This window comes from Mesorhizobium sp. M0663 (assembly GCF_040320585.1).
Lineage (GTDB): Bacteria > Pseudomonadota > Alphaproteobacteria > Rhizobiales > Rhizobiaceae > Mesorhizobium.
The window spans coordinates 211,191-224,349 of the sequence record NZ_JAMYPX010000003.1; the positions used below are offsets into that span (position 1 = coordinate 211,191).

Annotated in this window: 12 protein-coding genes and 1 riboswitch; of the genes, 5 read left to right on the top strand and 7 right to left on the bottom strand. The window is 62.7% G+C overall.

The window, feature by feature from the left end:
• Positions 1–34: 34 nt before the first annotated feature.
• Entirely contained in the window at positions 35–559 is a 525-nt protein-coding gene (locus NKI54_RS07435) for a GcrA family cell cycle regulator (protein WP_023677348.1), read from the bottom strand.
• A gap of 355 nt (positions 560–914) precedes the next feature.
• Between NKI54_RS07435 and NKI54_RS07440 the strand changes: the two genes are divergently transcribed.
• From NKI54_RS07440 to NKI54_RS07450, 3 genes are all read left to right on the top strand, one after another.
• Positions 915–2,114: an aspartate aminotransferase family protein gene (locus tag NKI54_RS07440; RefSeq protein WP_023677349.1), complete on the top strand. Its 1,200-nt coding sequence runs from the start codon at positions 915–917 to the stop codon at positions 2,112–2,114.
• Between the two features lie 14 nt (positions 2,115–2,128).
• The gene (gene argF / locus NKI54_RS07445; protein WP_031211966.1) at positions 2,129–3,040 is read left to right on the top strand and encodes an ornithine carbamoyltransferase; all 912 of its coding nucleotides are present in this window, start codon (positions 2,129–2,131) and stop codon (positions 3,038–3,040) included.
• Between the two features lie 162 nt (positions 3,041–3,202).
• Positions 3,203–4,213 (top strand): Hsp33 family molecular chaperone, encoded by a 1,011-nt coding sequence (locus NKI54_RS07450; RefSeq protein WP_023677351.1) that lies wholly within the window; start codon positions 3,203–3,205, stop codon positions 4,211–4,213.
• Positions 4,214–4,219: 6 nt separating this feature from the next.
• Here NKI54_RS07450 and apaG read toward each other — a convergent pair whose 3' ends face one another.
• Positions 4,220–4,612: a Co2+/Mg2+ efflux facilitator ApaG/CorD gene (gene apaG, locus NKI54_RS07455; RefSeq protein WP_023677352.1), complete on the bottom strand. Its 393-nt coding sequence runs from the start codon at positions 4,610–4,612 to the stop codon at positions 4,220–4,222.
• A 226-nt stretch (positions 4,613–4,838) separates the two neighbouring features.
• Here apaG and NKI54_RS07460 point away from each other — a divergent pair, with 226 nt between their 5' ends.
• Positions 4,839–5,993, top strand: coding sequence for a glycosyltransferase (locus NKI54_RS07460; RefSeq protein ID WP_352621865.1), 1,155 nt, complete (start codon positions 4,839–4,841; stop codon positions 5,991–5,993).
• A gap of 36 nt (positions 5,994–6,029) precedes the next feature.
• Here the strand turns inward: NKI54_RS07460 and NKI54_RS07465 are convergent, their stop codons facing one another.
• Positions 6,030–7,220 carry an O-succinylhomoserine sulfhydrylase gene (locus tag NKI54_RS07465; RefSeq protein ID WP_352635722.1) on the bottom strand — a complete coding sequence of 397 codons (1,191 nt, stop codon included), beginning with the start codon at positions 7,218–7,220 and terminating at the stop codon, positions 6,030–6,032.
• 70 nt (positions 7,221–7,290) lie between these two features.
• A riboswitch (SAM riboswitch) is annotated at positions 7,291–7,368 on the bottom strand.
• A gap of 78 nt (positions 7,369–7,446) precedes the next feature.
• Between NKI54_RS07465 and NKI54_RS07470 the strand changes: the two genes are divergently transcribed.
• Positions 7,447–8,598 carry a 2'-deoxycytidine 5'-triphosphate deaminase gene (locus NKI54_RS07470; RefSeq protein WP_502898204.1) on the top strand — a complete coding sequence of 384 codons (1,152 nt, stop codon included), beginning with the start codon at positions 7,447–7,449 and terminating at the stop codon, positions 8,596–8,598.
• A gap of 16 nt (positions 8,599–8,614) precedes the next feature.
• On the opposite strand, the gene NKI54_RS07475 is transcribed toward NKI54_RS07470, so the two are convergent.
• From NKI54_RS07475 to mmsA, 4 genes are all read right to left on the bottom strand, one after another.
• The gene (locus NKI54_RS07475; protein WP_352635718.1) at positions 8,615–9,067 is read right to left on the bottom strand and encodes a hypothetical protein; all 453 of its coding nucleotides are present in this window, start codon (positions 9,065–9,067) and stop codon (positions 8,615–8,617) included.
• A 27-nt stretch (positions 9,068–9,094) separates the two neighbouring features.
• Complete coding sequence (araD1, locus tag NKI54_RS07480) at positions 9,095–10,087, bottom strand: AraD1 family protein (protein ID WP_352589151.1); 993 nt, start codon at positions 10,085–10,087, stop codon at positions 9,095–9,097.
• Positions 10,088–10,278: 191 nt separating this feature from the next.
• Positions 10,279–11,571 carry a multiple monosaccharide ABC transporter permease gene (gene mmsB / locus NKI54_RS07485; protein WP_023677358.1) on the bottom strand — a complete coding sequence of 431 codons (1,293 nt, stop codon included), beginning with the start codon at positions 11,569–11,571 and terminating at the stop codon, positions 10,279–10,281.
• Positions 11,568–13,100: a multiple monosaccharide ABC transporter ATP-binding protein gene (gene mmsA, locus NKI54_RS07490; protein ID WP_023677359.1), complete on the bottom strand. Its 1,533-nt coding sequence runs from the start codon at positions 13,098–13,100 to the stop codon at positions 11,568–11,570. The genes mmsB and mmsA overlap by 4 nt, the downstream gene beginning before the upstream one ends.
• Between the last annotated feature and the right edge of the window lie 59 nt (positions 13,101–13,159).

Here is a 13,159-nt window from a genome sequence, read left to right on the forward strand (position 1 = left end):
CACCATTCACCATTCACCATTCACCATTCACCATTCACCTGCTCCGCCGCCGCTCCGATGCCGGCTGGAACGCCACGCGGGCGTGGTACTTGCAGTAGGGGCCGGTTTCGGCTGCGTCGTTGCCGCAGAAATGGAAGTCTTCCGAAAGCGGATCGCCGTTCGGCCATTTGCAAGTGCGCTCGTTGAGTTCGACAAGTTGCAGATGCCGCGAGATCGGCACGACGACGTTCTCGACCGGGCGGATATAGTGGCGCGCCACCGGTTCGGCATCGAACTGCGCCTTGAGCGCGGTCGCACCGATCGACATCGAGGTGGTGGCATGGCGCGTGGCGCTTGCTGCCCGGGACACCGATTTCTGGATCGTCGATCCCTGCACCGTCTTCTTCTGGCGTGCCGGTGAGGCGGTCGTGCGTCCGCGACCGGACAGTTTCAGCCGGTGCACTTTGCCGATGACCGCATTGCGGCTGACCCCGCCAAGCTGTGCGGCGATCTGGCTGGCGCTGAGGCCCTCCGACCACAATTTTCTGAGAAGTTCGACTCGCTCGTCAGTCCAGTTCATGAGACCGCGCTCCTGCTGAAACGTGCGGCAATCGGAATCCATTCCCGACCCGGCTTCTGCCGGGCAGACACCACATATATCGGGTGATTAGGTCCGCCGCACGAAATCTAGTTATTTCTCTACTACAATTACCTTATGCGCTGACTCGGTGACAAGAGTCCCAAGGCCAACACGAATCGGTTTTTTCGGTTTTCCCCAACTTGCCCGGTCGCTTATGAGCCGGCGTTATGCTGGGGGGCTTGCCGCGCGACCTTGCGCGACCTTTTCGTTGACTTCACGGCCGAAAAACACGATAAGCCACAAGGGCCGCCGCTTTGGCGGCTTTTTGATTTTTCCGGTTCCGGAGACGCATATAATGAGCGGTTCGGCGCTTTTCGAGACCTTTGTTCGCGCACCCCTGGCTTTCGACCACGGTGAAGGCACCTGGCTGGTCACCGACAAGGGCGAGCGATATCTCGATTTCGCCGGCGGCATCGCCGTGAATTCGTTGGGCTACAGCCATCCGCATCTGGTCGCGGCCCTCACCGAGCAGGCCGCCAAGCTCTGGCACGTCTCCAATCTGTACGAGATTCCTGGACAGAGCCGGCTCGGCGAGCGGCTGGCCGACGCAAGCTTCGCCGACAAGGTGTTCTTCACCAATTCCGGCGCAGAGGCGCTCGAATGCGCCATCAAGACGGCGCGGCGCTACCACTTCGTCAAGGGCCATCCCGAGCGCTACCGCACAATCACCTTCGAAGGCGCCTTCCACGGCCGCACCCTGGCGACCATCGCCGCCGGCGGCCAGTACAAGTATCTGGAAGGTTTCGGCCCCAAGGTCGACGGCTTCGACCAGGTCGGCTTCGACGATGTGGATGCCGCCGAGAAGGCGATCACGCCTGAAACCGCGGCGATCCTGATCGAGCCGGTGCAAGGGGAGGGCGGCATCAGGCAAGTGCCGACGCAATCGCTGAAGCGGCTCAGGCAGCTCTGCGATCAGCACGGACTGCTCCTGATTTTCGACGAGGTCCAATGCGGCGTCGGCCGCACCGGAAAGCTGTTCGCGCATGAGTGGGCGGGTGTCACACCCGACCTCATGGCGGTGGCCAAAGGCATCGGCGGCGGCTTTCCGATGGGTGCCTGCCTCGCCACCGACGAGGCAGCGGTCGGCATGACCGCCGGCGTGCACGGCACCACCTTCGGCGGCAATCCGCTGGCAATGGCGGTCGGCAACGCCGTGCTCGACGTGGTGCTGGAAGACGGCTTTCTCGAAGACGTCCGGCGCAAGGCACTGCTGTTGAAGCAGGGGCTCGCTGGCGTCGCCGACGAATTTCCGGATGTTATCGAAAGCATCAGGGGCACCGGCCTGATGCTCGGGCTTAAATGCGCGATGCCCAACACCAAGGTCACGGTGGCACTGCGTGACCAGCATCTCTTGACGGTTCCGGCCGGCGACAACGTTATCCGCCTGCTACCGCCTCTCACCGTCACCGACGCCGAGATCCACGAAGCGCTCGAGCGCATTCGTGCCGGCGCCAAGAGCCTGGCAGATGCCATCGTCGCTGCCGCTGCGAAGTAATCCTGGAATTTCTGATGTCCCTTCGCCATTTCACCGATCTTTCCGCCGTTTCCGAAGGCGATCTGCGCTTCATGCTCGACGACGCAGCGGTGCGAAAGGCAAGGCTCAAGGCCGGCGAACGCAGCAAGCCGCTCGAAGGCAAGGTGCTGGCGATGATCTTCGACAAGCCGTCGACGCGCACGCGCGTGTCGTTCGACGTCGGTATGCGGCAGTTGGGTGGCGAGACGATCATGCTGACCGGCACCGAGATGCAGCTTGGCCGCTCGGAGACCATTGCCGACACGGCCAAGGTGCTGTCGCGCTATGTCGATGCCATCATGATCCGCACCACCTCGCATGACCGGCTGCTGGAACTGACGGAAAACGCTACGGTCCCCGTCATCAACGGGCTGACCGACGAGACCCATCCCTGCCAGCTGATGGCCGACATCATGACCTTCGAAGAGCACCGCGGTCCGGTGGCCGGTAAAACGATCGCCTGGACCGGCGACGGCAACAACGTGCTGCATTCGCTGCTGGAGGCATCCGCGCGGTTCCATTTCAAGCTGAACGTCGCCGTGCCCGAGGGCAGCGAACCGGCCCAGAAGCATGTCGACTGGTCGAAAGCCAATGGCGGCAAGCTGAAATTCAGCCGTTCGCCCGAGGAGGCCGTTCACGAGGCCGACTGCATCGTCACCGACTGCTGGGTGTCGATGGGCCAGGAGCACCGTGCCCGCGGCCACAATGTCTTCCTGCCCTATCAGGTCAATGCGGCACTGATGGCGAAAGCCAAGCCGGACGCGCTGTTCATGCACTGTCTACCGGCGCATCGCGGTGAGGAGGTTACCGACGAGGTCATCGACGGACCGCATTCGGTGGTGTTCGATGAGGCCGAGAACCGGCTCCATGCCCAGAAGGCGGTCTTGGCCTGGTGCCTGGGCGCTTGATACGAGCCGCGGTGATCCGGGCCGGCCTGATCTGCGCCGCCTTGATCTGGGCCGCCTTGATCCGGGAGTTGGTGGTGCCTATCTCAGGCGCATCACGCAAATCGAGCGCGTCTCGTCGCATGCGCCCCGGAGGGCGGCATCGCCGCGCCCCGGAGCTTTGTCATGTTGGAAACTCATCAATTGGCTGAACATAAACCCAAGCTCGGCGAATTCGGCTACGCCGGCGACGACCATGTCGTGCCGTTCGAGGTCGGCCCGCTCGACGTGCGCGGTCGCACCGTCCAGCTCGGGCCGATGCTCGATGCTATTCTCAGCCGCCACGACTATCCCGAGCCGGTCGCCCGGCTCCTGGCTGAAGCCTGTGTGTTGACGGTATTGCTCGGAACTTCGCTGAAGTTCGAGGGCAAGTTCATTCTGCAGACCCGCACCGACGGGCCGGTCGACATGCTGGTCGCGGATTTCTCCACGCCGCACGCGCTGCGCGCTTATGCCCGCTTCGATGCCGACCGGCTGCAGGCTTTGACTTCTGCCGGCGAGACGTCACCGCAGACGCTGCTCGGCAGCGGCGTCCTGGCGCTGACCATCGACCAGGGCGCTCACACACAACGCTACCAGGGCATCGTCCAGCTCGACGGCGTCACACTGGAAGATGCCGCACGCACTTATTTCCGCCAGTCGGAGCAGATTCCGACCGACCTCCGGCTTTCGGTTGCCAAGCTTCTGACGCCCGGCGTCGGCGGTGCCCGCGAGCAATGGCGGGCCGGTGGCCTGCTGGCACAATTCCTGCCGCAGTCGGCGGAGCGCATGCGCGTACCCGACCTTCCCGGTGGCGACGGCGATCCGCGTGAGGAAATCCACGACCCGACCGACAATTCCTGGCAGGAGCTGCTGGCGCTGGTTGGTACTATTGAACCGACCGAGCTGATCGATCCGACGATCGGCGCCGAACGGCTGCTTTACCGGCTTTTCCACGAGCATGGCGTCCGCGTGTTCGGCGGGGTGCCGGTCGCCGACCAGTGCTCATGCTCGAGGGAGAAGATCCACGGCATCCTCGAAGGCTTTTCCGCCGAGGAGATCAGGGACAGCACCGAGGATGGCAGCATTCACGTCGCCTGCGAATTCTGCTCGAAGCAATATGACTTCGACCCGGCGGAGTTTGCAGCGGCCGGATGACGGCCGTCAATTGACGGTGCGCCGCATTCCCGGCAAGTCGAGCGAGAAGGCGGGGATGGCGACGTCGAACGTCTCGCCCCGCTTGTTGCGCATGGTGTAGTGCCCGACCATGATGCCGGACGGCGTCGAGAGCGGGCATCCAGACGTATACTGATAGCTGTCGCCGGGGTTGAGTCCGGGTTGCTCGCCGACGACCCCGGGGCCGCGCACTTCCTCGACCTTGCCGGTGCCGTCGGTAATGTGCCAGTAGCGCGACAGAAGCTGCACGAACTCATCCGACTGATTGTCGATGGTCACCTGATATCCCCAGACATAGCGGTTTTGCGGCGGGTCGGAGTGATCCTCCAGATAGAACGGCCTGACCTGCACTTCGATGTTGCGGGTGACGGCGCTGTACATAAACTGCTCCAAAGCAATGTAGATGGAACTTCGACGCTCAGCGCAGTTTGATCAACGATGCGCGTCATCTCCTTGCCCGACTCGAGCGCAGGTGCCGAAAAACAATGTCATTTAAGTGACACATGACAATGATGGTGTGCAGGCTTGTGCCGGGCGACTCAGCGTTCTGTCGAATTGTTGAAAACGGCCGTCATGCGGCCGGCACTTCTGGAGTGACCAGATCTCGATGGAACCGACATTCGCAGCCGCCCTCCTTTCCATAGCCCTCCTTCTTTCAAATCTCGCCAGCATCCTGTTAGCTTCGCTGAAGCTGAAGCGACCAGGCAGGATCGCACCGCCCGCGGCCAACGCGCCGCCGGTATCGATCGTCATCCCGGCGCGCGGCGTCGAGCCGTTTGCCGAAGAGACGCTGGAGCGCGCCTTCTCACTCGACTGGCCGCGCTACGAACTCATCTTCTGCGTTGCCCATGCCGACGACCCGGTGGTCAAGCCGATCACCGCCGCAATGGCGCGCTTTCCAGCTATTCGCGCCCGTCTTCTAGTCGGTGACGACCGCATCAGCGGCAATCCAAAACTCAACAATTGCGTGAAGGGTTGGGAAGCGGCGCATTATAGCTGGGTCATCCTTGCCGATTCCAACGTGCTTATGCCGAGCGACTACGTCCAGCACCTGATGGCGGCGTGGCGGCACGACACCGGCCTCGTCTGCTCGACGCCGATCGGCTCGCGGCCGGACGGCTTCTGGGGGGAGGTCGAATGCGCCTTTCTCAACACGCTGCAGGCACGCTGGCAGTACGCCGGAGAGGCGCTCGGCCTCGGCTTCGCGCAGGGCAAGAGCATGTTGTGGAATAAGCCGATGCTCGACGCCAATGGCGGCATCTGCGCGCTTGCTGCCGAGATCGCCGAAGACGCCGCCGCGACCAAGCTGGTCAACGGGTTCGGACTGCGGGTCAATCTTGTCGCCTCGCCCTTCGAACAGCCGCTCGGCCGGCGCACGTTTGGCGAGATCTGGTCGCGGCAGGCGCGCTGGGCGCGGCTGCGCCGCGTCACCTTCGCGCTGTTCTTCGCCCCCGAGATCCTGATCGGCGCAGCGCCGCCGCTGGTGCTTGCGCTGATCGCGGCGGCTGACGCCGGCGTCAGCCTGCCGGCAACCGCCATCGCCGTGCTGGTCGCGGCCTACCTGCCGGAATGCGCCTTGGCCTCGGCCAAGGGATGGCACCTGTCGCTGCGCACCATCCTGGCGATGATGGCGCGAGACCTGATGCTTCCCGCCATTTGGGCGCGCGGATGGCTGAGCGGCGCCGTCGACTGGCGCGGCAATGTGATGACTATCCAGACCAAGGCCGTCGCGGAGCTGGAAGAGACCCCGTCCGGCGCCTGATCGGCGCGTCCCCGCTCGCCTCTGTTCGGCCAGCCCTTATCCGGCAACTCTCAGTGCCTGCTCGATGTCTTCGAGCAGGTCGTCGGCGTCCTCAAGGCCAACTGACAGCCTGAGCGTTCCCGGTCCGATGCCGAGCTCGGCGCGGGCCTCATCGGTCAAGTTCTTGTGCGTCGTCGTCGCCGGATGGGTGATCAGGCTCTTGGCGTCGCCGAGATTGTTGGAAATCAGCACGACGTCGAGTGCGTTCTGGAAGGCAAAGGCCGCCTGCTTGCCGCCCTTCACATCGAGGCAAATCAGCGTCGAGCCGCCCGACATCTGCTTCTGGACCACGGCCGCTTGCGGGTGGTCGGCGCGGCCGGGATAGATGACGCGGGCGATTTGCGGGCGCTCGGCCAGGAAATCCGCGATGCGGCCGGCACTTTCCGTCTGCTGGCGTACGCGTAGCGGCAGCGTCTCCAGGCCTTTCAGCAGCGTCCAGGCATTGAAGGGCGAGAGGCTTGGGCCGGTGTGGCGGAAATAGTCATGCAGGTTCTCGTCGATCCATTTCTTGTCCGACAGAACGATGCCGCCAAGACAGCGCCCCTGGCCGTCAATATGCTTCGTGGCCGAATAGACGACGATGTGGGCGCCGAGCTGCAGGGGTTTCTGCTGCAAGGGCGTAGCGAAGACATTGTCGACGATCAGCCTGGCGCCGATCGAATTGGCAAGTCCCGCGACGGCGGCAATGTCGACTACCTCCAGCGTTGGATTGGTAGGGCTTTCCAGGAAAAACAGTTTGGTGTTGGGCTTGACCGCCTTTTCCCAATTGGCGATGTCGGTGCCGTCGACCAGCGTTGCCTCAATGCCGTATTTCGGCGCCAGCGTCTCGACCACCCAGCGGCAGGAGCCGAACAGCGCGCGCGCCGCCACGATATGGTCGCCCGCCTTGGCGCTGCACAGCAGTGCTGCCGTCACCGCCGCCATGCCGGATGCCGTGGCGCGCGCGTCCTCGGCTCCTTCCAGCGCGCACATGCGTTTCTCAAACATGTCGACCGTCGGATTGGCATAGCGCGAATAGATGAAGCCCGGCTCCTCGCCCTTGAAGCGCGCCTCCGCCGCTTGCGCCGTCTCGTAGACATAGCCTTGGGTGAGATACATCGCCTCGGAGGTCTCGCCGAAGCCGGAACGCAGCGTTCCGGCATGCACGAGTGCGGTCTGAGGCTTCCAGTCGCGCTTCTTGGTCATCATTCTATCCAAACACCAAAATTGGTCCAAACAACAAAAAACCGGTCGCGAAAGTCGCAACCGGTCCATATGGCCTTGCGGCCCGACGGTCCTTTAGCGACTTGTTTAACGTGGCTGCAAGCCGACCGGCCAAATCACCACGGGATAACGAGCTTTAGACCCGCGCCACGCTTGCGTCAATTGCCGGCATGATTAAGAGGGTTGTACCAAGCAGGTGCCAAAGGCGTCCATGGTCGGACCTGCGACAGAACAAGACCTCGCCCGGCGTTCGAACGGAGCCAGACCCTTGCGGCAGACAGGCATTCTTCCCGATCAGGATATTTCCACGCTGTTCCAGACGGGCGCGCTGAAATCGCCGCGCACGCTCGATGCCGATCAGATCCAGCCGGCCAGCCTTGACCTCAGGCTCGGCGACAAGGCCTGGCGAGTGCGTGCTTCCTTCTTGCCCGGCCCGGACCACAGGGTTGTCGACAAGCTCGACCGGCTGAAGCTGCACGAGATCAACCTCGCCGAAGGTGCCGTGCTGGAAACCGGCTGCGTCTACATCGTGCCGCTGCTCGAGAGCCTGGCGCTGCCCGCGCATATTTCCGCCTCCGCCAACCCGAAAAGCTCGACCGGACGGCTCGATATCTTCACTCGGGTGATGACCGACCGCGGCCACGAGTTCGACAAGATCGCCGCAGGCTATGAAGGTCCGCTCTATCTGGAGGTCAGCCCGCGCACTTTCCCGATCGTCGTGCGGACCGGCTCGCGGCTGTCGCAGGTCAGGTTCCGCACCGGCAATGCGCTCTTGTCGGAAAACGAGCTGCACGAGTTGCACCACGCCGAAATGTTGGTCGCCACCGAACCACCCAACATCTCAGGCGGGGGCATCGCGCTGTCGATCGACCTCGACGGCGACAAGGATGGGCTTGTCGGCTATCGCGGCAAGCACCACACCGGCCTGGTCGACGTCGACAAGCGCGCCGCGCAGGATGTCGTCGATTTCTGGGAGCCGCTCTACAAGAGCGGTGCCGGCGAGCTGGTGCTCGATCCGGACGAATTCTATATTCTGGTGTCGCGCGAGGCGGTGCATGTGCCGCCGCTCTACGCGGCCGAAATGACGCCCTTCGATCCGCTGGTCGGCGAGTTCCGCGTCCATTATGCCGGTTTCTTCGACCCGGGTTTCGGCCATTCGGCGTCGGGCGGCACCGGCAGCCGGGCGGTGCTCGAGGTACGCAGCCACGAAGTGCCGTTCATCCTCGACCACGGCCAGATCGTCGGACGGCTGGTCTACGAGCACATGCTGAAACGGCCGCAGGCGCTCTACGGCACAGATCTAGGCTCGAACTATCAGGCGCAGGGCCTGAAACTGTCCAAGCATTTCCGCACCGCGCGCTGAGCTTTTTCGCAAGCCGTCAGCTGCGAAACAGATATTCTTTCGCGGCGCCAAGGCAGCCATGAAACTGACCGACAAAGAGCAGTTCTCGCACTGCCAATCGCCTCTTCCCCCAAAATCCTCTGGTTTGCTTCTCGTCGTCAAGTGAGGCGCTTGAGCTGGACTGCAAGGGGAACAACTGCTTGCCGAGACATCCCAGCACATGGGCTCTGGCGGAGTCGATACCGCAGGCTCTGCCATTGTCGTTCAGTCTGTCAGCGCGGAGTGCGGACGTCATGCGATCCGCGTTGCGCATCAGAAAGCTCACTTGCGATTTCGAATAACCGGTGGCCAGAAGCCGGTTAGTCGTCGACATCCGGGCCTCGCGATAGGATTTTGCGCTGCATTGTCCGGCGCTGTAAGCCGCTGGCGAGAAATAGGCGAGGAACAGCACTAAACTTACGAACACAGTGCCAATCCGCAGGCCGTTCATTTCTCGCCCCTGAATTATGTCACCAGTTTACAACGCCTTCACCGCCACCTTCACCGGCTGCTCGATTTCAAGCGGGTTGCGCAGCGGCAGGCCGAAATCCTGCGCCTCGATTTCGAATACGTCGCCGGCCTCGGTCCTGATGCCGTCGGCGAAGGACAGCGTCGCCGTGCCGAACATGTGCACATGCACGTCGCCCGGCTGGCGGAAGGCCGAGTATTTGAAGTGGTGATGCTCGAGATTGCCAATGGTGTGCGACATGTTCGCCTCGCCCGACAGGAACGGCTTTTCCCAAAGCAGCTTGCCGTCGCGCAGGATGCGTGAAGCGCCGCGGATGTCGGGCGGCAGGTCGCCGATCAGGATCTCCGGCCCGAACGAGGCGTTGCGCAGCTTGGAATGGGCGAGGAAGAGGTAGTTCACGCGCTCGGTGACGTGGTCGGAAAACTCGTTCGACAGGGTGAAGCCGACACGGAACGGGGCGCCGTCGTCACCGATCACATAGATGCCGGCAATTTCCGGCTCCTCGCCGGCATCCTGAGCGAAGGCCGGCGACATAAGCGCCGCACCGGGCGCCACCGCCATGGTGCCGTTGCCCTTGTAGAACCATTCCGGCTGCACGCCGATCTGGCCCTTCGCCGGCTTGCCGCCCTCAAGCCCCATGCGGAACATCTTCATGGAATCGGTCAGCTGTTCCTCGCCGTCCGTGCTGAGCTTCTTGTGCATGGAATCGCGGGTCGCGGCGGAGCCGAGATGCGTCAGCCCGGTGCCGGTGAGATGGAGATGCGCCGGATCGGGATGGTTGATCGGCGACAGCAGCCGTCCCTTCTTGTAGGCTGCGTCCAGATCGATGGTTTCGCCGAAGCCCTTGCGCTCGATCAGGGCGACAAGCCCGCTGCCGGTACGCGCGGCTTCCATCGCCAGCGAATAGACGCTGCGGGCGCCGTTGATGACGCGGGTCTTGCCGCCGTTGCGCGCAACGACGCGGATCGTCTCGGCGTCGTCGAGGATCTGTGAGATCAGCATGGTAACCCTCTCTGAATTGCGGGCTTGGCGTGCCTTTCTCGGCAAACCCTGCCCAGCGCGGTTCGGACCCTTGTCCGCGCCTCGGTTGAAATTCTTCGTCCGGATTGCGCTCGCGGATCAGGTCCCTCGGGGGACTTCTTTGCGCCGCCCGGCAGCGCCGCGATGTGACCCGTATGCCTCCTGGTTGCCTCTCAAGCCTTGTTCTTGTTGTAGACGTCGAAGACGACGGCGCCGAGCAGCACCAGGCCTTTGACCACCTGCTGCCAATCGACATTGACGCCCATGATCGACATGCCGTTGTTCATGACGCCCATGATGAAGCCGCCGACCACCGCGCCGATCACCTGGCCGACGCCGCCCATCGCCGAAGCGCCACCGATGAACACCGCGGCGATGACGTCGAGCTCGCTGCCGAGGCCGGCCGCCGGCACAGCCTGCCCCAGGCGCGCTGCGATAATCAGGCCGCCGAGTGCCGACAGCACGCCCATATTGATGAACACCATCAACGTCAGCCGTTCGGTCTTGATGCCCGATAGCTGGGCTGCCTTGACATTGCCGCCCATCGCATAGATGCGACGGCCGATCGTCATGCGTTTGGTAACGAAGACGAACAACGCGATCAGCACGCCCATCACCATGAGAACGATGGGGAGGCCCCTATAGGTGGCGAATTGGTAGACGAGAAACAGCGCCAGCGCGCTGATCACCAGGGTCTTGACGACGAACAGCGAGAAGGGCTCGGCTTCGTAGCCATGTTTCTCGCGGGTGCGCCGTGCCCTGAGCCCGAAATAGGCATAGGCGAGCACGGCGACGAGGCCGATCACGATCGTCGTCAGGTGCAGCGTCAGGCCGCTGCCGACAATGGTTTTGCCGGCGGCGTTCACGGTTGGCGGTATCAGCGTCAATGGGCCGATCAGGTCCGGAATGAAGCCGGAACTGAGCGCCTTGAAGCCGACGGGAAGCGGCCCTACGGAAGACCCGCCACCCAGCAGCGCCTGGCAGATGCCGCGGAAGATCAGCATGCCCGCCAGCGTGACGATAAAGCTCGGTATTCGGTGATAGGCAATCCAGTAGCCTTGTGCCGCGCCGATCGCACCACCGACGATCAGGCAGATGATCGACACCACCAGCGGATTGCTCAATGGGCCAAGCGGCCAGATGACCATCATCATCGCCGCCAGTGCGCCGATGAAGCCGGCGACGGAGCCGACGCTGAGATCGATGTGACCCGAAACGATCACCAGAAGCATGCCCAGCGCCATCACGATGATGAAGCTGTTCTGCTGCACGAGATTGCTGAGGTTCACCGGCTTGAACAGCGTTCCGGACGTGGTGAACTGGAAGAACACCATGATTGCGATCAACGCCAGCACCAACCCGTATTCGCGCAGGTTGGTGACCAGCGCCGAGACGGCAATGCGAGGTCCCTGTTGTAGATCCTGGGCAACGCCGGTCTGCGGCCCGGGAGCGCTTTCGGTGCTCATGATGCTTTTCCTTCTCCGCGGACGATGGCGCGCATTATCTTTTCCTGGCTGGCGTCGCTTGCCGCCATTTCGCCGACGATGCGTCCTTCGTTCATGACGTAGATGCGGTCGGTGATGCCGAGCAGTTCGGGCATTTCCGACGAGATGACGATGATTGCCTTACCCTCGGAGGCGAGACGCGCGATGATCGTATAGATTTCATACTTGGCGCCGACGTCGATACCGCGTGTCGGCTCGTCGAGGATCAGCACTTCCGGATTGGCGAACAGCCATTTCGACAGCACCACCTTCTGCTGATTGCCGCCAGAAAGGTTGCCGGTCATCTGGTAGACGCTCGAGGCGCGGATATTGGTCCTGCCGCGATAATCGTTGGCGACCGAAAGCTCGCGCAAATCGTCGATCACGCCGTGGCGCGACACGCCGGGCAGGTTGGCCAGCGTGATGTTGTGCTTGATGTGGTCGATCAAGTTGAGACCGTAGGTCTTGCGGTCCTCGGTAACGTAGGCGATGCCGTGTTCCACCGCCTTGCTCACCGAAGAGACGTCGATCGGCTTGCCGTTGAGGAACACCTCGCCGGTGATGCGACGGCCATAGGACCGGCCGAACAGGCTCATGGCAAACTCGGTCCGGCCGGCGCCCATGAGCCCGGCAATGCCGACCACTTCGCCCTTGCGGGCGTTGAGGTTGATACCCTTGATGACCTGCCGCTCGGCATGGATGGGGTGATAGACCGACCAGTTTTTCACTTCGAGAACGGTCTCGCCAATCTTCGGCTCGCGCGGCGGATAGCGGTCGTCGAGCGAACGGCCGACCATCGAGGTAATGATGCGGTCCTCCGAGATGTCCTTCTTGGCCAGCGTCTCGATGGTCCGCCCGTCACGGATGATGGTGACCTTGTCGGCGACCCGGTTCACCTCGTTGAGCTTGTGCGAGATCAGGATCGAAGTGATGCCTTGCCGCTTGAATTCGAGCAGCAGATCGAGCAGCGCCTGGCTGTCCTTTTCGGACAGGCTCGCGGTCGGCTCGTCGAGAATGAGCAACTTCACTTCCTTGCTGAGCGCCTTGGCGATCTCGACCAGCTGCTGCTTGCCGACGCCGATATTGGTGATCAGCGTGTTGGGGTCTTCCTTGAGGCCGACCTTCTTGAGCAGGGCGCTGGTGCGCGCCTCATTGGCATTCCAGTCGATGACGCCGTATCTGGCGTGCTCGTTGCCGAGAAAGATGTTTTCGGCGATCGACAGCATCGGCACCAGCGCAAGCTCCTGGTGGATGATGACGATGCCCTTGCGCTCGCTGTCATGGATGCCTTTGAAATGGCACTCATCGCCGCGATAGATGATCTGGCCGTCATAGGTGCCGGACGGATACACACCCGACAGCACCTTCATCAGCGTCGACTTGCCGGCGCCGTTCTCGCCGACCACGGCATGGATCTCGCCTTCCTCGACCATGAGCTTGACGTTCGACAGCGCCTTGACGCCGGGAAACGTCTTGGTGATGTCGCGCATCTCCAAAATCGTCGATGCCATTGAGAATACCACTCCTGCGAGGTCCGCAAACAATACCGGGCTGGCTCGCCAACGAAAAG